The following is an 18,317-nucleotide window of genomic DNA, read 5'->3' as shown; positions in this document are numbered from 1 at the left end:
CAACGCAAAGGTTGATGGGCTGCGCCAGCGGGCGCAGCCCCCGTCGAAATTGAGCTGATGAGAGTAGCAACATGAAAGAACGTCTCAACAATGACTTTCAGTTTGTGGAAGTTGGGCGGGTAGACCCGAAGAAGGTGCCTGCCAAAAAGCGGAAGAAAGAATTCGGTGAGATCTATCACCCGTTTACCGAAACCCATGCGGCATCTCAGTCTCACCGCTGCCTGGCTTGCGGTAACCCCTATTGCGAGTGGAAATGCCCGGTACACAACTATATTCCGAACTGGCTGAAGCTGGTGTCTGAAGGCAACATCATGAAGGCCGTGGAGTTGTGCCACCAGACCAACTCCCTGCCGGAAGTGTGCGGCCGGGTGTGCCCACAGGATCGCCTGTGTGAAGGTGCCTGTACCCTGAACGATGGCTACGGCGCGGTAACCATCGGTTCAGTGGAAAAATACATTACCGACACGGCCTTCGCGCTGGGTTGGAAGCCTGATATGTCCAATGTGAAATGGACAGACAAAAAAGTGGCCGTTATCGGCGCCGGGCCCGCTGGCCTCGGCTGTGCCGATATCCTGGTGCGTAATGGCGTCAAGGCGGTGGTTTTCGATCGTTACCCTGAAATTGGCGGTCTGCTGACCTTCGGTATTCCCGAGTTCAAGCTGGAAAAGTCCGTGATGTCCCGGCGCCGTAAGGTGTTCGAGGAGATGGGCGTGGAATTCCGTCTGAACACCGAGGTGGGTAAAGATGTCCAGGTGAAGAGCATCATGGAAGAATTCGACGCGGTGTTCATGGGCATGGGCACCTACACCTACATGAAAGGCGGCTTCCCGGGAGAAGAATTGCCGGGCGTCTATGATGCTCTGCCGTTCCTGATTTCCAATGTGAATCGCCGTCTTGGGTTCGAGAAAAAAGCGACAGACTTCATCGATATGAAGGGCAAGCGCGTGGTGGTGCTGGGTGGTGGTGATACCGCCATGGACTGCAACCGCACCTCCATTCGTCAGCAGGCGGAGAGCGTCACCTGTGCCTACCGTCGGGATGAAGCCAACATGCCCGGTTCGCGCCGGGAAGTCGCAAACGCCAAGGAAGAAGGTGTGAAGTTCCTGTTTAACCGGCAGCCTATCGCCATCATCGGTGAAGACCGTGTTGAGGGCGTCAAGGTGGTGTCTACCCAGCTGGGAGAACCGGACGAAAATGGCCGTCGCCGCCCTGAAGTCGTGCCGGGTAGTGAGGAAGTCATTCCTGCAGATGCGGTACTGGTGGCGTTTGGTTTCCGGCCGAGCCCCGCTGACTGGTTCGGTGAACACGAGGTGAACACCGATGATTCCGGTCGCGTTGCAGCGCTGGAGGAAGCCGAGTTCCCGTTCCAGACCAGCAACCCCAAGATCTTTGCCGGTGGCGATATGGTGCGCGGCTCTGATCTGGTGGTCACTGCCATCTGGGAAGGTCGCCAGGCTGCGGAAGGCATTCTGGACTACCTCGACGTATAACTCTGAGTTGATCAGAGTCAGAAGGGCGGCTTGCTACGGGTAAGCCGCCCTTTTTTATTCGTATAAACGGGGTATCATTGCTCCCCATTATCTCTGACCATTTACCGACGAGAACGGGATACCATATGACCGAGCTGAAGAATGACCGCTTCCTGCGCGCCCTGATGCGGCAGCCTGTAGACCGCACCCCGGTGTGGATGATGCGCCAGGCGGGTCGCTACCTGCCGGAGTACCGCGCAACCCGGGCCAAGGCCGGCGATTTTCTCAGCCTGTGCAAGAACACGCCGCTGGCCTGTGAAGTTACCCTGCAGCCGCTCGAGCGCTATCCGCTGGACGCTGCCATCCTGTTCTCCGATATTTTGACCATTCCTGATGCCCTGGGCCTGGGCCTGTATTTCGAAACTGGCGAAGGTCCGAAATTCCGCAAGGTGATTCGCACCGAAGCCGACGTCGACGCCCTGCCGAAGATGAATGCCGAGTCGGATCTGGACTACGTGATGAACGCCGTCTCCACCATCCGCCGCGAACTCAGCGGCCGGGTGCCTCTGATCGGTTTCTCCGGCAGCCCCTGGACCCTGGCCACTTACATGATTGAGGGCGGCTCCTCCAAGACTTTCTCCGAAGCCAAGAAGCTGATGTATGGCCAGCCGGAAGTGATGCACCGCTTGCTGGACCACCTGGCAGACTCGGTGATCGATTACCTGAACGGTCAGATCAAGGCCGGTGCCCAGGCCGTGCAGATTTTCGATACCTGGGGTGGGGTGCTGAGCAGCTGGGCCTACGAAGAGTTCTCCCTGCGTTACATGAAGAAGATTGTGGATGGGCTGATTCGTGAAAGCGAAGGCCGCAGGGTGCCGGTGATCGTGTTCACCAAGAACGGCGGCCAGTGGCTGGAGTCTATTGCTGATTGTGGCGCCGACGCCGTGGGCCTGGATTGGACGACGGACATTGGCAATGCCCGCGCTCGCGTGGGCGATAAAGTTGCCCTGCAGGGCAATATGGACCCGGCCATGTTGTATGCGCCGAAGGCGCGGATTCGCCAGGAAGTGGCGGATATCCTGAAGCGGTATGGCTCGGGGTCTGGGCATATCTTCAACCTGGGGCATGGGATAACGCCGGATGTGGATCCGGAGCATGCTGGGGCGTTTATAGAGGCGGTTGTTGAGCTTAGCGGGCAGTATCACCAATAGGTTCGAGTTTGTGCTTTGTTTACTCCTAGCCTGCGGGCTGTGGAGTAGGCAGGGTGGCGATAGGGCCTCCAAAAAAACGCTACGAGCTCATCCCTGAGCGCTTCGCTCCGGCCATCCATGGCCTCCGAGATTTTTTGGAGGCCCTATCGCCACCCTGCAGTCCAACGTTTCGGGAATATCTTAAGCCCTCGGGAGCGAAGCTCTCGTTAACCACTCCACGCTGTACTCCCTTTTATGTCCGGTCTATAGTCATAGAGAGTAATGACCGTCGAGCCGGAGCTGCCCCTTGTCTACCAAAACTTCCGAAAAACGCCGTTTCCATCGAATCAGTTTCGATGCGCCCTGTGAGCTGCATTGTCAGGACCAGGTGTGGTCAACCGAGGTGCTGGATATTTCCCTGAAGGGCGTTTTGGTCCAGCGGCCGGAAGGTTGGAAGGTTCCGCTCAACAAGCCTTGTGAGGTGGTGATTCACCTGAATGAACATGAAGCCGCGATTGTGATGGCGGTGGAGTTGAAGCATGTGGAGGATCATCGGCTGGGATTTCGGTGTCAGTATATTGATCTTGAAAGTGCTACGCATTTGAAGCGGTTGGTGGAGTTAAATCTTGGTGATCAGGCGCTGTTGGAGCGGGAGTTTGCGCATCTGATTGATTAGTCAGAGCTCAAAGCTCCTCCAATGCCGAAAGGGCATCAGAAAGCTTGGTCACCGGAATGACCTTCATGCCTTCTACAGGCTTGCGCGGCACATTGGCCTTGGGAACCAAAGCTCGGGTGAAGCCGTGCTTGGCCGCCTCGTAAATCCGCTCCTGGCCATTCGGCACGGGTCGAATTTCCCCGGACAGACCGACTTCTCCGAAAATCACCAGATCCTGCGGCAACGCCCGATTCCGAAACGATGACACCACCGCCGACAACAACGCAAGGTCCGCGCTGGTTTCGTTGACTTTCACGCCCGCTACCACGTTCACGAACACATCCTGATCTGCCACGTGCATGCCGCCATGGCGATGCAGCACGGCCAGCAACATCGCCAGGCGGTTCTGGTCTGTGCCCACGGCCACACGCCGCGGGTAGCTGCCCTGAGCCATGTCCACCAGAGCCTGGATCTCCACCAGCATGGGCCGGGTGCCTTCCCAGACCACCATCACCACACTGCCGGGAGCCGCCTCTTCGCCCCGGTTCAGGAAAATGGCGCTGGGGTTTTTTACTTCCTTCAGGCCTTGTTCCAGCATCGCAAACACGCCCAGCTCGTTTACCGCGCCGAAACGGTTCTTGATGCCCCGCAGGGTGCGGTAGCGGCTGTCGCTGGAGCCTTCTAGCAGGATGGAGCAATCGATCATGTGCTCCAGCACCTTCGGACCGGCCAGGCTGCCGTCTTTGGTGACGTGGCCAACCAGCAACAAAATCGTGCCGGTTTGCTTGGCAAAGCGGGTGAGAAAGGCGGCGCTCTCACGCACCTGGGATACCGAACCCGGGGCGGATTCGATATCGGCCACGTGCATCACCTGGATACTGTCGATCACCAGAATGCGCGGCTTCTCCATTTCCGCCACCTGCATCAACCGCTCCACGGAGGTTTCCGAGAGCATTTTCAGGTCTTTGGTGGGCAAACCAAGGCGTTTGGCGCGCATGGCGACCTGTTGCAGGGATTCCTCGCCAGTGACATACAGGGCTGAGTGTTGCTCGGCCAACTGGCAGACCGCCTGAAGTAGCAGGGTGCTTTTGCCCGCGCCGGGGTGGCCGCCCATCAAGACTGCCGAGCCTTCCACTAACCCGCCGCCCAGTACCCGGTCGAACTCCTGCATGCCGGTACTGATGCGGGCCTGTTCGGCCAGGCTGACTTCGTCCAGGCTTTTGACCTCGGAGAGGCTGCCCGCGTAGCCCTCAAAACGGGCGCTGCGGGCGCCCTTGCCGGGGCCGGAAACGCCGCGTACTTCGCTGATGGTATTCCAGGCCTGGCAAGCCGTGCACTGGCCTTGCCACTTGGAATAGTCTGCACCGCATTCGGTGCAGACATAGGCAGTTTTTGCTTTTGCCATCAGGCCAGCTTCTTGTACTTCATGCGCTTGGGCTGCATCGCTGATTCGCCCTTGCGCTTCTTGAAGTCGGCGTCGTAGTCGGTGAAGTTGCCTTCAAAATACACCACCTCGCCGTCATCTTCGAACGCCAGGATGTGGCTGGCGACGCGGTCCAGGAACCAGCGGTCGTGCGAGATGATCAGTGCGGAGCCGGGGAAGTTCAGGATGGCTTCTTCCAGGGCGCGCAGGGTCTCCACGTCCAGATCGTTGGTAGGTTCGTCCAGCAGCAACACGTTGCCACCTTGCTTTAACAGCTTGGCCAGATGCAGGCGGTTACGCTCACCGCCGGACAGGTCGCCTACCCGTTTTTGCTGGTCGGTGCCCTTGAAGTTAAAGCGGCCCACATAAGCGCGGGAAGGTGTTTCGTAGTTACCTACCTTGATGATGTCGTTGCCGTCGGACAGTTCTTCCCACACGGTCTTGCTGCCGTCCAGGTCGCGCATCTGGTCTACGTAGGCCAGTTCCACGGTTTCGCCCACGGTAATGGTGCCGGAGTTTGGTTGGTCCATGCCGGCAATCATTTTGAACAGCGTGGATTTACCCGCGCCGTTACCACCGATAATGCCAACAATGGCGCCCGGCGGTACGCTGAAAGACACGTTTTCATAAAGCAGGCGATCATCGAAGGCCTTGCTGATGCCTTCCACTTCGATCACTTTGCCGCCCAGGCGCGGTCCGGGCGGGATATACAGTTCGTTGGTTTCGTTGCGCTTCTGGAATTCCTGTGAACTCATCTCTTCGAAGCGGGCCAGGCGGGCCTTGCTCTTGGACTGGCGGCCCTTGGCGTTGGAACGCACCCACTCAAGCTCCTGCTTGATGGCTTTCTGGTGCGAGGCTTCCTGTTTGGATTCCATTTCCAGGCGCTTCTCTTTGTTCTCCAGCCACTGGCTGTAGTTGCCCTCGAACGGAATGCCGTGGCCACGGTCCAGTTCCAGGATCCAGCCGGCCACATTGTCGAGGAAGTAGCGGTCGTGGGTAATGGCGACCACAGTGCCATCGTAGTCGTGCAGGAAGCGCTCCAGCCAGGCCACGGATTCCGCATCCAGGTGGTTGGTGGGCTCGTCCAGCAGCAGCATGTCCGGGCCGGACAGCAGCAGGCGGCATAGGGCGACACGGCGGCGTTCACCGCCGGACAGTACTTTGACTTTCTGATCCCAGGCCGGCAGGCGAAGAGCGTCGGCGGCCACTTCCATTTTGCGTTCGATATCGTGGCCGTCGGTGGCCTGGATGATGGCTTCCAGTTCGCCCTGCTTTTTGGCCAGGGCGTCGAAATCGGCATCCGGCTCGGCGTATGCGGCGTATACCTGGTCCAGTTCGGCCAGCGCGTTGTGTACGTGGGCGACGGACTCGTCGACGATTTCCTTGACGGTTTTCTCTTCGTCCAGCTCCGGCTCCTGTGGCAGGTAGCCTACATTGATCCCGGGCTGTGGCCGGGCTTCGCCGATGTAATCCTGGTCGACACCCGCCATAATACGGAGCAGGGTGGATTTACCGGAGCCGTTAAGGCCGAGAACGCCGATTTTGGCGCCCGGGAAGAAGCTCAGGGAAATGTCTTTCAGAATCTCCCGCTTGGGTGGTACCACCTTGCCCACGCGGTTCATGGTGTATACGTACTGGGCCATATTGGCAGAATCCTTATCCGAAATTCGCGTAGATAACAGAAAACACGACAGGTGTCTGGCTAAGGCCTTCGGGGTGGGCGATTCGGGATCCTCAAAAACAGGGATGTTTTTGCGGAGCGTACAGGGACGTATTCACAGCGTATCCCGAATCGCCCACCCCGAAGGCCGTCACTGCCAAAGTAGACACCATTGAATGTTGATCGGCTAAGGTATCTAAACCTATCCGGGATAGCAATTGAGTGAAAATCGGGATCCTCGGTGTGCCGGTATCTGCGGACGGCATAAAGGATGATTTTTAACCCGCTTTCGGGATAGAATAGCGGCCCAATTTTTCAGGGGTTACGGCATGCACAGAGGCAGCGCCGGGCCAGCCATACAGACAGGGGCAGCACATCCATGTTTAATCGTGATATGAAAATCGCCGGTTTCGATGACGAACTTTGGAACGCCATGCAGGCGGAAGAGAAGCGTCAGGAAGCGCACATCGAACTGATCGCGTCTGAAAACTACACCAGCCCGCGGGTGATGGAAGCCCAGGGCAGTGTGCTGACCAACAAATACGCCGAAGGTTATCCCGGCAAGCGTTATTACGGCGGCTGTGAGTTTGTCGATATTGCCGAAGACCTGGCCATTGCCCGTGCCAAGGAACTGTTTGGTGCTGCCTACGCCAATGTGCAGCCCCATTCTGGCTCCCAGGCCAACTCTGCCGTGTTCATGGCCCTGCTCAAACCCGGCGATACCGTTCTGGGCATGAGCCTGGCCCACGGTGGCCACCTGACCCACGGTGCCAGCGTCAACTTCTCCGGCAAGATCTATAACGCCGTTCAGTACGGTATCAACACCGACACCGGCTTGCTGGACTACGACGAAATCGAGGCACTGGCCGTTGAGCACAAGCCGAAGATGATCATTGCCGGCTTCTCAGCATATTCCCAGGAATTGGACTTTGCCCGCTTCCGTGCCATCGCCGACAAGGTTGGCGCCTACCTGTTTGTGGACATGGCTCATGTGGCTGGCCTGGTTGCTGCGGGCGTGTATCCGGACCCGGTGCCACACGCCCACGTGGTTGCAACCACCACTCACAAGACCCTGCGCGGCCCCCGTGGTGGCCTGATCCTGGCCTGTGATGATGAAGATCTGCAGAAGAAACTGAACTCCGCCGTGTTCCCCGGTGGCCAGGGCGGCCCGCTGATGCACGTGATCGCTGCCAAGGCTGTGTGCTTCAAGGAAGCCATGAGCGACGAGTTCAAGGCTTACCAGAAGCAAGTGGTCAAGAATGCTGCAGCCATGGCTGAAGTGTTTGTTGAGCGTGGTTTTGACGTGGTTTCCGGTGGCACCAAGAACCATCTGTTCCTGGTCAGCCTGATCAAGCAGGACATTACTGGTAAAGACGCCGACGCCGCGCTTGGCAAAGCGCACATCACCGTGAACAAGAACGCCGTCCCGAATGACCCGCGCTCGCCGTTTGTGACCTCTGGTCTGCGCATTGGCACCCCTGCAGTCACCACCCGTGGTTTCAAGGAAGGGGAGTGTCGTGATCTGGCTGGCTGGATGTGTGACATCCTCGACAACCTTGAAGACGAAGCAGCCATCAGCCGTGTGCGTGAGCAGGTAGAAGCGGTGTGTGCCCGCTTCCCGGTCTATGGCTAAGTGATAGCGTAACAAGACTGCCCGGCTGTTCTTGACGGAGCCCCGGGTTCTTCCTTTCCGGAGCATCTGAATTATGCATTGTCCTTTCTGTGGTGAAGCCGATACCAAGGTGATTGATTCGCGCCTGGTGGCTGAAGGTGATCAGGTTCGCCGCCGCAGGGAGTGTTTGTCCTGCCGGGAGCGGTTCACTACGTTTGAAAACGCTGAGCTGGTGATGCCGCGCGTGGTCAAGCAGGATGGAACCCGGCAGCCATTCGATGAAGAAAAACTTCGGGCAGGCCTGATGAAGGCGCTGGAAAAGCGGCCGGTCAGCATCGAGGAAATCGACGCTGCCCTGAACCGCATCAAGTACCGCCTGCGTTCCACTGGTGAGCGTGAAGTAAAGTCTATGCAGCTCGGTGAGGAAGTGATGACCGAGCTGCGCCAGCTCGACAAGGTGGCCTACGTTCGCTTTGCCTCTGTTTATCGCAGCTTTCAGGACATCAACGAGTTCAAGGAAGAGATTGAGCGATTGTCTCAGGGTAATGGTGAAACCGCGGCTGATGTGGCAAGGGCGTTGGCCGACAAGCAGTCCGGAAAAGGCAAGGCATGATTGCAGACCGTGACCGGGCGATGATGGCCCGGGCCATTCAGTTGGCCTGGCGTGGCCGCTATTCTACCCACCCCAACCCCCGGGTTGGCTGCGTGATCGCCAAGGGCAACCGCATCGTCGGAGAAGGCTGGCACGAACGTGCCGGAGAGGCTCACGCAGAAGTTCGCGCTCTGAGCCAGGCCGGCCAGGATGCCCGTGGGGCGACTGCGTATGTCACGCTAGAGCCCTGCAGCCATTATGGCCGAACGCCGCCCTGTGCCAGAGCGTTGATTGACGCTGGCGTGGCGCAGGTATTTGCCGCGACGAAAGATCCTAATCCGTCAGTGTCTGGCCGGGGGCTGGACATGCTCCGGGATGCCGGCATCAAGGTGACCGAGGGGTTGATGGCTGATGAAGCGGTTCGCTTGAACCCCGGCTTTATGAAACGCATGAATACTGGCCGGCCCTGGGTTCGCCTGAAAATGGCCGCCAGCCTGGATGGCCGTACCGCTATGGCCTCTGGCGAAAGCCAGTGGATCACCGGGCCCGAAGCCCGGAGGGACGTGCAGCGGCTGCGCGCCATCAGCGATGCTATCCTGACGGGAGTAGGCACGGTTCTGGCGGATGACCCATCGTTGACGGTGCGTCGGGATGAAATGGGGGAGATTGGTGATGCCACGGATCCCTCACGCCAGCCTCTGCGGGTTATTGCCGACCGGGACGCCCGCACACCGGCGACGGCGCGTATTCTCCAGGGGGGCAATGTTCAGGTGTTCTGCGCCAGTTCGGCACTGGCATCGGCGCCGGCGCAGGATCTGGCCGCGCTGGGCGTTAGCCTGACCGGTGTGGCCTGGAAAGATAATGGTGTTGACCTTGCTGAGCTGCTGGATGCCCTGGGCGAACTTGGCATCAACGAATTATTGGTAGAGGCGGGGCCAACCTTGGCCGGAACGTTCATTCGGGAAAACCTTGTGGATGAACTCTGGTTGTATCAGGCGCCGGTATTTCTGGGCAGCACCGGGCGACCAACCGCTCATCTGCCGCTTGAAACAATGGCTGATAAAGTGCAATGGAAAGTGCTGGATCGGCGTCAGGTGGGTGAGGATCAGAGGCTGATCCTGGCCCGCAGCTAATCATTCAATTCATTCCCTTCGGTCGCAGCAAGATGCGGCCAGGGTGACAGGGTGCAGAACCGTATGGCACTGAACAGCATTGAAGACATCATCGAAGACATCCGCCAGGGCAAAATGGTGATCCTGATGGACGATGAGGATCGCGAGAACGAGGGCGATCTGGTAATGGCTGCAGAACATTGCACGCCGGAAGCGATCAATTTCATGGCTCGCTTTGGCCGGGGCCTGATCTGTATGCCGATGACCCGAGACCGGTGCGAACAGCTTGGCTTGCCGTTGATGGTGCAACAGAATGCTTCCGGTTTCGGCACCAAGTTCACGCTGTCTATCGAGGCGCGTGAAGGCGTGACCACCGGTATCTCTGCCGCTGATCGCGCCCGCACGGTACAAGCGGCGGTTGCCCGCAATGCCAAGGCGTCAGACCTGGTTCAGCCGGGCCATATTTTTCCCTTGATGTCTGATCCTGGTGGGGTTTTGAGCCGGGCAGGGCACACCGAAGCCTCCTGTGACCTGGCGGCTCTTGCTGGTTGCGAGCCTGCCGGTGTGATCTGTGAAATCATGAATGACGACGGTTCCATGGCGCGCCGTGAAGACCTGGAAAGATTCGCAGAAGAGCATGACCTGAAAATCGGCACCATCGCCGACCTGATCCACTACCGCACCATGAATGAAAAAACCGTGGAGTGCGTGGAAGAGCACGACCTGGATACCGAGTATGGTCTTTTCAAGTTACGTACCTACCGAGACAACATTCAGGGTGCCACCCACCTGGCCATGGTGATGGGAGTTATTGCCCCTGAAGAGCCTGTGTTTGTGCGTGTACACATCACCGATACCCTTCGGGATCTGCTGGGTGCACGTCGTAAGGACTCGCGCAGTTGGCCATTGCATCATGCCCTTGAGAAAGTGGCTGAGGAAGGGCGTGGCGTTGTGGTTCTGCTGAACAGCGCTGAAGACAGCTATAACCTGGAAGATCGAATCCAGGAATTCTACGACGAGGGCACAGCATCTGCCGGGAAAGGCAGTTCTGGCGTGTACTTCACCGTCGGAACCGGTTCTCAGATTCTGCGGGACATTGGCGTAGGCAAAATGCGCTTGTTGAGCCCGCCGGTAAAATTCTCTGCCATTTCCGGTTTCGATCTGGAAGTTGTGGAATACGTACCCTACACCCCCGAATGATAAACCCGGCTGCGGCTCTGAGTGCCGCAGCTCGCGAAGGAGCCCAAGATGGCAGATATCAAAGTAATTGAAGGTGATTTCACCCAGTGCAGCGGCCGTTACGCCCTGGTGGTTGGCCGGTTTAATGGTTTTGTGGTTGAAAGTCTTGTAGATGGGGCTGTAGATACCCTGTTGCGCCACGGTATTTCCAAAGATGACATCACCATCATCCGGGTACCGGGTGCCTATGAAATGCCGCTGGCAGTCAAGCGCGTAGCCGAAACCTCCGACTACGATGCCATCATCGCCCTGGGTGCGGTTATTCGTGGTGGTACGCCGCACTTCGAATACGTCGCCGGCGAAGCCTCCAGTGGTTTGGGCGCTGTCAGCCTGGAAACCGACGTGCCAGTGACCTTTGGCGTATTGACCGTCGATTCGATCGAACAGGCCATTGAGCGCTCAGGCACCAAGGCCGGCAACAAAGGCGCGGAAGCGGCCATTACTGCCCTGGAAATGGTCAGTCTGTTCAAAAAGTTGGGTGAGTAATGAACGAAGCGGGTGATACCTCTCCCCAGCCGGGGAAAACCGGCCAGCCCAAGGCTGGTGATCGGCGCAGGGCGCGGGCCCTTGCCATGCAGGGCCTGTACCAGCGGCACTTCAGCAAAACGCCGATCTCTGACATTGAAGCGGAGTTCATGGTCGATAACGACATGAGCAAAGTGGACATCATGTATTTCCGGGATCTGCTGCGAGGCATCCATCGGGAACAGGCCGAGCTGGATAAGCTGATCGAGCCATTCCTTGATCGCCCATTGAAAGAGGTGGATCCGGTGGAGCTGGCGATTGTTCGCCTGGGCACCTATGAGCTGAAGCATCGGATTGATGTTCCCTACAAGGTGGTGATCAACGAAGGTATCGAGATGGCCAAGCGTTTTGGCGGTACCGAAGGCCACAAGTTTGTGAACAGTATTCTGGATAAACTGAGCCAGCGCTTGCGCCTGGCAGAGACTCGCCCCCGTTGATTCATGGGTGAATTTGAGCTGATTCGTCGCTTCTTTCAGCCCCTGGCCAACAAGGCCATGACAGATCAGCTTATGCTCGGCCCCGGGGATGATTGCGCTATCCAGCGCATTCCCGAGGGCCGGGAGTTGGTCTTCTCTGTAGATACGCTGGTCGAAGGCGTTCATTTCCCTGCACACTATTCTCCTTTCTGCCTGGGTTGGCGTGCGCTGGCAGTGGCGACCAGTGATCTGGCGGCCATGGGGGCTTCCCCGGTCTGTTTTACCCTTGCACTGACCTTGCCTGAGGCGCAGCCGGAATGGCTGGCGGAGTTCACCCAAGGGCTGGCAAAGGCCAGCGACGCTTTCGGGCTTGCCCTGGCCGGGGGCGATACTACCCGGGGGCCGCTGTCGATCTCCATTCAGGTGCATGGCACCGTCCGACAGGGTGAAGCTATCCGGCGCAGTGGCGCCCGCGAGGGTGATCTGATCTGTGTGTCCGGTCCCCTGGGGGGTGCCGGAGCTGCGCTGGATTTTCTCGATGCCGATGATCCGGGGATGGATGAGCAAGCAGTTCTGGCGCGCTATCACTTTCCCGAACCGAGGCTGGAGCTCGGGCAGCGGCTGGTTGGCCGAGCCTCGTCAGCGATTGATATTTCGGACGGACTGCTGGCGGATCTGGAGCACATTCTCGAGCAGTCTGGTGTGGGTGCCGAGCTGGACGCACGCAAAATCCCGATACTACCGGAGCTGAGGCGACTGAAAGGAGACGCCGCGCTCAATCTGGCGTTGACCGCAGGCGACGACTACGAATTGTGCGTCACCATCGCGCCTGATCAGTATGCTGCCCTGACCCCGCAGGAGCGGGGAGGATTGATCACCATCGGGTGTATACAGCACGAGCCGGGGCTGCGCGTGATGGGAGCGGATATGGCGGGATTGCCCGCCGGGTTTGATCATTTTGGGAGGTCGGTTTGAAGGACGAAGACCTGATGCACGAACCAGACAGTCCCGCGGCCCTGCTGCCCCCGGGCTTTCTACGAAACCCGGTGCATTTGCTGGCCTTTGGCTTCGGCAGTGGCGCCATGCCAAAGGCGCCCGGCACCTGGGGGAGCCTGGCGGCGATACCGGTATGGTACACCTTCGCCTGGTTGCCCCCGGTTGCCTATTGGCTGGTGGTTCTGGCGGCTTTCCTTGTGGGTATCTGGTTGTGTGGGAAAACCGCAGACGCGCTCAAGGTGCATGACCATGGAGGTATCGTCTGGGACGAGTTTGTAGGCATGTGGATAGCCCTTGGCCTGTTCCCGGACCAGATCTACGGTGTATTGATGGCGTTTCTGCTGTTCCGGCTGTTCGATGTGGTCAAGCCCTGGCCCATCAGTTGGCTGGATGCCCGAACGCCAGGCGGGCTGGGGATCATGGTGGATGACGTTGTGGCCGGCTTCATGGCGCTTGCCTGCTTGTGGGGGATCGATGTGTGGGTGATGCCCTTCATCATTTGAAGGGCATCACTTGGCGGGTGGGCCAGCCGTGGCTTCCGTTCGGCCAGATTTAATGGAGTTGCTGTTCTTCCGGTAACATCCGTACCACGTGCAGAAAGCGCCTCAGGCCGATCTCTGCCCGCTCTCGGGACGCAAAGGGGCCACTGTCAAAGCCTTCCCGGGTGGTGAAATACCATTTGCTGCCTACACAGAAAAAGCGACTACTGCGAAAGGGGGCCGGGCCTTGTTCCCCGGTCCTGCGCTGAGTGTCCATGGTTGCTCCTGAGCCCGCTTATTCTTTTCTTCTCGGGCGACGCGTTTTGTTTGCCGACCTGTTTAAAATTAATCCAATTGCAGCCTAATTCAACATTTTTTTACATTCTTGTGATCGGTATTGCTTAAAACCGCCAAAAATCCCCGCCGTCGGCGCCTCGCACAGCAAAGCTTTGCTTGCTCCCCGTGGCCTGGATGGTCAGAATGCGAAATCGTGCTATCCCGTCCAGGCCGCCCCGGCCTCTTAAGGAAAAGGAGATGAAATGAGTATGTGTCACGTTTACAGGGTTTTCAAGTTGGTTGCCCTGGTGTTGAGCGTTACTTTGGTTGGATGCGCCTCATCACTGACGCGGGTTGATGCATGGCAGGGCAATCCCGAGGGGGCGGCGACCCCGGCAGTGTTGAAGACCCCGGGTGAAATCCAGGTGGCTGCCATCAATGGCAGAAGCATGACCCGTTTCATGCTGGACGACCTGGCCCTGGATTATGGCTTGCTGCCCGGCGAGACCGAGGTAGTCTTTACCTACAAAACCATCTGGGCCCGTACCGGGGTGGTGCGTGATGGTGAATCCAAAGTGCACACGGTTGAGAGTGAGCAACAGGTCGTGCGCTTCGATGCTCAGCCGGGAGCAGAATATCGGTTCCGTTTTGACAAGCCCTCGTCGCGGCAGCACGCCGAAGCCATGATGGCAGACTTTTCCGCCGCTATTATCGACAGTAACGGGGTGGTGGTGGCTGAATCCGGCAAATGGGATGGACTATCACAGGCTAATGACTCCCGTACACCTCTGGGTACATCCACCAGTGGCGCCAGTGCAGGACCCGGTTCGACCACCCTGGAGCGCCTGCAAGCGCTTTGGAAGGATGCCACTGAGGAAGAAAAGCGAACCTTCCTGCGCTGGGCGTTCGAATAGTTTTGCCAGTATACCGGGCGCCCGGCGCCCGGTCCTGGCTACCGGCGGAATCGCTGAAGCCCGCCCTTGAGTATGTTTTCCAGAAATCCCAATACCTCATCAGTCAGGTTTTGGTTGCTGCTATTCGGAATTTCCAGGCCCTGATCCGGGCCAAGTTCAGGTAGGCATTCCTCGATTCCCGTCAGACTGTCCTCAACCAACTCTTTAAGACTGTCGCCATCGGGAACCACGTCCGGGCACAGGGTAAAGTTCAGCGTCAGTTGCCCTTGGTAGCTCACGGCCACGATGACCAGCCCAAGGCTGTCGAACAGCGGTGCGGTGTTGTATTGCCGTATCAGGCGCGCGCCTTGCAGGAACAGCGGTACCTGTGGTCCGGGTACGTTGGTGATCGGCAAATTGAACAGTGGGTGATAACGCTGCGCCACCTGCAGCTCGGAATACAGCCTGGCAGAAAGGGCCAGCAGGGTGGACGGCAGAAGTTCGGTGAGCCGGTCGGCGGCAATGGCTTCGCGGTAGGGTTCAGACTCAACCGCGTTCTGATGGATTCGCCGGATACGGGCAGCGGGATTAGGTTCGTTAGTGGCAAGATCCAGCAGCATCGCAGACATCTGGTTGCCAGTGGCCTTGCGCAGACTGCTGGACCTTACGGAAATCGGCGTCATTGCCACCAGTGATTTATCGGTGTCGCCCCCCTGTTGCTCGAGGTAACGGTGCAGGGTCTCAGCGCACAATCCGAGCACAACGTCGTTCAGGGTGACATCCCCGAGGCTTGCTTTGATGGCTTTAAGTCTAGAGAGGCTCACACTGGCGGAGACAATGCGTCGATTGGCGGTGATCTGCCGGTTGAACGGGCTGTGGGGCGCGGTAAACAGCGGGAAAGGCACGGGCAGCTTCTGCAGCTGTTTCTTGACCAGTCCCCGGGCCGTGGCCTCGGCCGCGTTGTAGGCGAGTGATGCAACCTGCATGGGTGTTTTGAGCATGTTGGCACCGGCCTGAAGAAAAACCCTTTCCTCCGATGGCTCCGGTCGGGCCATCCAGGGTCGGGGTGGCGCAATAGGCCGGGGCTCTGGTGTGTATTCCAGTAACTTGCCCATGATTTCCTCGCCACTGAAGGCGTCAATCGCGGCATGGTGCAGTTTGACGATCAGTGCAAAACCTTGTTTGTCTCCCTCTGGATCGTCAATACGGAAGCCATCTACAAACGTAACTTGCCACAGTGGGCGGTCACGTTTGAGCGGCTCCTCCATAATTTTTGACGCCAGCGACATCAGGCTTGCCTGTTTGCCGTGTTCACCCAGGTTGACGTAGGCCAGGTGTCGCTCAATGCTGAAACCCGGGTCATCGATCCAGTAGGGGCGCCCCAGGCGCAGCGGGATTTCCTTGAGCTTTTGCCGAAACAGGGGCACCACATGCAGGCGGCTGCGCAGGTAGGACACAAACGTGCTGAATGCCAGGGGGGCGCTCAGGCTGCTGGCGTCGAAAAGGTACACACCGCCAATGTGCATGGGGGTGGTTTCTGACTCCAGGTAAAGAAACGAGGCATCCAGTTCCGACAGCTGACGCATCCAGCGCACTCCCTTGTGTGTCACGGTTAAGGTTGCGGGCCTTGGAGTATAGCCCATGGCATGACGGGGCCTATTGGCCCCGGTGCCCCGATTTTATTCCGGTTGAAGCCATTTGTGGATGGTCTCATCGTGGCTGAGTCGGTCCCAGAACCACATCAGTGCTTTACCCCTGTCTTCGCTATGGCGGGCCAGATGCACGCTGATAGCGGAACGGGGTTCACTGGTCTCTTTGGCGATAAGCGAACCCCTGGCGAGCTGATCCCGGATTCGGGGGGAGGGGAGCCAGCCCACGCCCAGACCTGCCTCCTGGGCCAGAATTTTTTGATCAATGTTGCTGACGGTGAGGGTTCTCTGGCGCCGGAATATTCCCGCATGGCCAGGTGGCAGCGAGCGCGACGTATCGGCCGCTACAGCTGCCGGATACTGTGCAATATCCGCCTCGGCCAACGGGCCGGTTACCCTGGCGAGAGGGTGCTCTGCGCCTACCGCAAACACAAACGGTACCTGCCCCAGCGATTTGGTGGCGAAAGCTCCGGCAGGTTTGCTCAGCAGGTCTGCCCCGACAACCATATCAACGCGACGGCTTTGCAGGGCATCCCAGGCACCGGCGAAGACTTCCTCGATAACCTGAACATCAACCGGAACCCCAAGCTGATGGAAATCCTGAATGGCCGGAAACAGGCATTCCGCCGGCAGCAGCGAGTTAAAACCAATACGCAGCCGGGTTTCCCAGCCCTGGGCCACCTGCCGTGTGGTATGGGCAAGGTTCTCAGCGGCTTCCAGCAGTGAACGCCCCTCCTCAAGCAGATACCGCCCGGCCGGGGTCAGCACAGCCTTATGACCGCTACGGTCAAAGATACTGACGTTCAGATCCTCTTCCAGTTTCTGAACCGTGTAACTGATAGCCGAAGGCACCCGGAACAGCTCCGAGGCGGCGCCGGCAAAACTGCCCTTGCGGTCAATGGCGTCCAGCACTTTGAGTGCGTCAATGGTAACGGCTGTATGCATGTTCGAATAATCTGAAAGTGTTTGCCAGAAATGCTTGCTATCAGCCTACCAGCCCACCCGGTAACCTGTCTCCAACATTTGTAAACGGGGTCAGACCCCTGTGAATTAATGTAGACAGTTAAATCGGGGTCAGACCCCTGTTGATAAGTCTGCAGTTGTACACAGGGGTCTGACCCCAAAAGGAGGTTTTATGGGGTTGTTGGTTGATGGTCAGTGGCACGATGAGTGGTACGACACCGAAAAGACCGGAGGTAAGTTTGAGCGTGAAGCGGCGCGGTTTCGCAACTGGGTGACTGCGGATGGCTCGCCCGGCCCGGTGGGAGAGGGTGGTTTTGCCCCAGAGAGCGGGCGTTACCACTTGTATGTGTCGATGGCCTGCCCCTGGGCCCACAGGACGCTGATCTTCCGGAAGCTGAAGGGGTTGGAGCGTCACATTTCGGTGTCGGTTGTGCACCCGGATATGGTGGAGAATGGCTGGGAGTTTCGGGAGGATGACCCGGCACACCAGGATCACCTCTATCAATCGCAGTTTATGCATCAGATCTACACCCGGGCCGCGCCGGATTATTCCGGGCGGGTGACGGTGCCGGTGTTGTGGGATAAGCAGCAGGAAACCATCGTCAGCAATGAGTCTGCCGATATTATCCGGATGTTCAATTCCGCGTTTGATGGCCTGGAGGGTGTGAATTCTGGTCTGGATCTATACCCGGAGCAGCTGCGCCAGCAGATCGATTCGGTGAACGAGCGGGTTTATGACACCGTTAACAATGGCGTTTATAAAGCCGGCTTCGCCACAGCTCAGGACAAGTACGAAGAAGCCTACAGCGCGCTGTTTAATTCTCTGGACTGGCTTGAGCAGATCCTGGGAGGGCAGCGTTACCTGACGGGGCATCAGCTTACGGAAGCAGATTGGCGCCTGTTCACCACGTTGATTCGGTTTGATGCTGTGTATTACAGCCACTTCAAATGTAATCGACAGCAGATCCGGGATTACCCGAACCTGTCGGGTTATGTTCGTGAGCTGTATCAGGTGCCAGGCGTGGCCGAGACGGTGGATATTCGGCAGATCAAGCAGCATTACTATGTCAGCCAGCGCACGATTAACCCTACACAGATAGTTCCGGTTGGGCCGGCTCTGGACTTCGATGCGCCCCATGGCCGCGAGCAGGCTGGCTAAGGCAGTAGA

The 18,317-nt window shown here is 58.2% G+C and carries 18 protein-coding genes; 13 read left to right on the top strand and 5 right to left on the bottom strand.

Annotated features, from left to right (window positions below; all coding sequences use genetic code 11):
• Positions 1–71 precede the first annotated feature (71 nt).
• The 3 genes from ABIE59_RS10375 (at position 72) to ABIE59_RS10365 (ending at position 3,335) form a co-directional block, all read left to right on the top strand.
• On the top strand, positions 72–1,490 hold the full coding sequence (locus tag ABIE59_RS10375; RefSeq protein WP_061332380.1) for a glutamate synthase small subunit GltD family protein: 1,419 nt from the start codon (positions 72–74) through the stop codon (positions 1,488–1,490).
• Positions 1,491–1,615: 125 nt separating this feature from the next.
• On the top strand, positions 1,616–2,680 hold the full coding sequence (hemE, locus tag ABIE59_RS10370) for a uroporphyrinogen decarboxylase (RefSeq protein ID WP_354446650.1): 1,065 nt from the start codon (positions 1,616–1,618) through the stop codon (positions 2,678–2,680).
• A 286-nt stretch (positions 2,681–2,966) separates the two neighbouring features.
• Positions 2,967–3,335: a PilZ domain-containing protein gene (locus tag ABIE59_RS10365; protein WP_058091272.1), complete on the top strand. Its 369-nt coding sequence runs from the start codon at positions 2,967–2,969 to the stop codon at positions 3,333–3,335.
• A 7-nt stretch (positions 3,336–3,342) separates the two neighbouring features.
• On the opposite strand, the gene radA is transcribed toward ABIE59_RS10365, so the two are convergent.
• Both radA and ettA read right to left on the bottom strand, forming a co-directional pair.
• Positions 3,343–4,719, bottom strand: coding sequence for a DNA repair protein RadA (gene radA / locus ABIE59_RS10360; RefSeq protein WP_061332378.1), 1,377 nt, complete (start codon positions 4,717–4,719; stop codon positions 3,343–3,345).
• Positions 4,719–6,380 carry an energy-dependent translational throttle protein EttA gene (ettA, locus tag ABIE59_RS10355; protein ID WP_061332377.1) on the bottom strand — a complete coding sequence of 554 codons (1,662 nt, stop codon included), beginning with the start codon at positions 6,378–6,380 and terminating at the stop codon, positions 4,719–4,721. The genes radA and ettA overlap by 1 nt, the downstream gene beginning before the upstream one ends.
• Before the next feature lie 396 nt (positions 6,381–6,776).
• On the opposite strand from ettA, the gene glyA reads away from it, so the two are divergent.
• The 8 genes from glyA (at position 6,777) to ABIE59_RS10315 (ending at position 13,392) form a co-directional block, all read left to right on the top strand.
• Entirely contained in the window at positions 6,777–8,030 is a 1,254-nt protein-coding gene (gene glyA, locus ABIE59_RS10350; RefSeq protein WP_354446647.1) for a serine hydroxymethyltransferase, read from the top strand.
• Positions 8,031–8,103: 73 nt separating this feature from the next.
• On the top strand, positions 8,104–8,622 hold the full coding sequence (gene nrdR, locus ABIE59_RS10345) for a transcriptional regulator NrdR (RefSeq protein WP_058091276.1): 519 nt from the start codon (positions 8,104–8,106) through the stop codon (positions 8,620–8,622).
• Positions 8,619–9,734, top strand: coding sequence for a bifunctional diaminohydroxyphosphoribosylaminopyrimidine deaminase/5-amino-6-(5-phosphoribosylamino)uracil reductase RibD (ribD, locus tag ABIE59_RS10340; protein WP_152437326.1), 1,116 nt, complete (start codon positions 8,619–8,621; stop codon positions 9,732–9,734). The genes nrdR and ribD overlap by 4 nt, the downstream gene beginning before the upstream one ends.
• A 63-nt stretch (positions 9,735–9,797) precedes the next feature.
• Positions 9,798–10,913 carry a bifunctional 3,4-dihydroxy-2-butanone-4-phosphate synthase/GTP cyclohydrolase II gene (ribBA, locus tag ABIE59_RS10335; protein ID WP_354446644.1) on the top strand — a complete coding sequence of 372 codons (1,116 nt, stop codon included), beginning with the start codon at positions 9,798–9,800 and terminating at the stop codon, positions 10,911–10,913.
• A gap of 48 nt (positions 10,914–10,961) precedes the next feature.
• Positions 10,962–11,438 carry a 6,7-dimethyl-8-ribityllumazine synthase gene (gene ribH, locus ABIE59_RS10330; protein WP_106693188.1) on the top strand — a complete coding sequence of 159 codons (477 nt, stop codon included), beginning with the start codon at positions 10,962–10,964 and terminating at the stop codon, positions 11,436–11,438.
• Positions 11,438–11,914, top strand: a complete 477-nt coding sequence (gene nusB, locus ABIE59_RS10325; protein WP_072678316.1) for a transcription antitermination factor NusB — start codon at positions 11,438–11,440, stop codon at positions 11,912–11,914. The genes ribH and nusB overlap by 1 nt, the downstream gene beginning before the upstream one ends.
• Positions 11,915–11,917: 3 nt before the next feature.
• Positions 11,918–12,868, top strand: a complete 951-nt coding sequence (thiL, locus tag ABIE59_RS10320; protein ID WP_354446641.1) for a thiamine-phosphate kinase — start codon at positions 11,918–11,920, stop codon at positions 12,866–12,868.
• A 14-nt stretch (positions 12,869–12,882) separates the two neighbouring features.
• Positions 12,883–13,392, top strand: coding sequence for a phosphatidylglycerophosphatase A family protein (locus ABIE59_RS10315; protein WP_354446826.1), 510 nt, complete (start codon positions 12,883–12,885; stop codon positions 13,390–13,392).
• A 49-nt stretch (positions 13,393–13,441) separates the two neighbouring features.
• Here the strand turns inward: ABIE59_RS10315 and ABIE59_RS10310 are convergent, their stop codons facing one another.
• Positions 13,442–13,645 (bottom strand): DUF6316 family protein, encoded by a 204-nt coding sequence (locus ABIE59_RS10310; protein WP_286921068.1) that lies wholly within the window; start codon positions 13,643–13,645, stop codon positions 13,442–13,444.
• 262 nt (positions 13,646–13,907) lie between these two features.
• Here ABIE59_RS10310 and ABIE59_RS10305 point away from each other — a divergent pair, with 262 nt between their 5' ends.
• Positions 13,908–14,558, top strand: coding sequence for a DUF2057 family protein (locus ABIE59_RS10305; RefSeq protein ID WP_354446638.1), 651 nt, complete (start codon positions 13,908–13,910; stop codon positions 14,556–14,558).
• A gap of 38 nt (positions 14,559–14,596) precedes the next feature.
• Here ABIE59_RS10305 and ABIE59_RS10300 read toward each other — a convergent pair whose 3' ends face one another.
• Complete coding sequence (locus ABIE59_RS10300; RefSeq protein WP_354446636.1) at positions 14,597–16,123, bottom strand: WS/DGAT/MGAT family O-acyltransferase; 1,527 nt, start codon at positions 16,121–16,123, stop codon at positions 14,597–14,599.
• Between the two features lie 93 nt (positions 16,124–16,216).
• Positions 16,217–17,131 (bottom strand): LysR substrate-binding domain-containing protein, encoded by a 915-nt coding sequence (locus ABIE59_RS10295; protein ID WP_354446634.1) that lies wholly within the window; start codon positions 17,129–17,131, stop codon positions 16,217–16,219.
• A 190-nt stretch (positions 17,132–17,321) separates the two neighbouring features.
• Here ABIE59_RS10295 and ABIE59_RS10290 point away from each other — a divergent pair, with 190 nt between their 5' ends.
• Entirely contained in the window at positions 17,322–18,308 is a 987-nt protein-coding gene (locus ABIE59_RS10290) for a glutathione S-transferase family protein (protein WP_354446632.1), read from the top strand.
• Positions 18,309–18,317 lie beyond the last annotated feature (9 nt).

This window comes from Marinobacter sp. MBR-99 (genome assembly GCF_040547575.1).
Lineage (GTDB): Bacteria > Pseudomonadota > Gammaproteobacteria > Pseudomonadales > Oleiphilaceae > Marinobacter.
This window is presented reverse-complemented; position numbering and strand designations above follow the sequence as displayed.

What these genes read in the sequence shown, in the direction of transcription:
- ABIE59_RS10375 (WP_061332380.1), top strand. Translation starts at nt 72, where the DNA reads ATGAAAGAACGTCTCAACAATGACTTTCAGTTTGTGGAAGTTGGGCGG.
- hemE (WP_354446650.1), top strand. Translation starts at nt 1,616, where the DNA reads ATGACCGAGCTGAAGAATGACCGCTTCCTGCGCGCCCTGATGCGGCAG.
- radA (WP_061332378.1), bottom strand. Translation starts at nt 4,719, where the DNA reads ATGGCAAAAGCAAAAACTGCCTATGTCTGCACCGAATGCGGTGCAGAC.
- ettA (WP_061332377.1), bottom strand. Translation starts at nt 6,380, where the DNA reads ATGGCCCAGTACGTATACACCATGAACCGCGTGGGCAAGGTGGTACCA.
- glyA (WP_354446647.1), top strand. Translation starts at nt 6,777, where the DNA reads ATGTTTAATCGTGATATGAAAATCGCCGGTTTCGATGACGAACTTTGG.
- nrdR (WP_058091276.1), top strand. Translation starts at nt 8,104, where the DNA reads ATGCATTGTCCTTTCTGTGGTGAAGCCGATACCAAGGTGATTGATTCG.
- ribD (WP_152437326.1), top strand. Translation starts at nt 8,619, where the DNA reads ATGATTGCAGACCGTGACCGGGCGATGATGGCCCGGGCCATTCAGTTG.
- ribBA (WP_354446644.1), top strand. Translation starts at nt 9,798, where the DNA reads ATGGCACTGAACAGCATTGAAGACATCATCGAAGACATCCGCCAGGGC.
- ribH (WP_106693188.1), top strand. Translation starts at nt 10,962, where the DNA reads ATGGCAGATATCAAAGTAATTGAAGGTGATTTCACCCAGTGCAGCGGC.
- nusB (WP_072678316.1), top strand. Translation starts at nt 11,438, where the DNA reads ATGAACGAAGCGGGTGATACCTCTCCCCAGCCGGGGAAAACCGGCCAG.
- thiL (WP_354446641.1), top strand. Translation starts at nt 11,918, where the DNA reads ATGGGTGAATTTGAGCTGATTCGTCGCTTCTTTCAGCCCCTGGCCAAC.
- ABIE59_RS10315 (WP_354446826.1), top strand. Translation starts at nt 12,883, where the DNA reads ATGCACGAACCAGACAGTCCCGCGGCCCTGCTGCCCCCGGGCTTTCTA.
- ABIE59_RS10310 (WP_286921068.1), bottom strand. Translation starts at nt 13,645, where the DNA reads ATGGACACTCAGCGCAGGACCGGGGAACAAGGCCCGGCCCCCTTTCGC.
- ABIE59_RS10305 (WP_354446638.1), top strand. Translation starts at nt 13,908, where the DNA reads ATGAGTATGTGTCACGTTTACAGGGTTTTCAAGTTGGTTGCCCTGGTG.
- ABIE59_RS10300 (WP_354446636.1), bottom strand. Translation starts at nt 16,123, where the DNA reads ATGCGTCAGCTGTCGGAACTGGATGCCTCGTTTCTTTACCTGGAGTCA.
- ABIE59_RS10295 (WP_354446634.1), bottom strand. Translation starts at nt 17,131, where the DNA reads ATGCATACAGCCGTTACCATTGACGCACTCAAAGTGCTGGACGCCATT.
- ABIE59_RS10290 (WP_354446632.1), top strand. Translation starts at nt 17,322, where the DNA reads ATGGGGTTGTTGGTTGATGGTCAGTGGCACGATGAGTGGTACGACACC.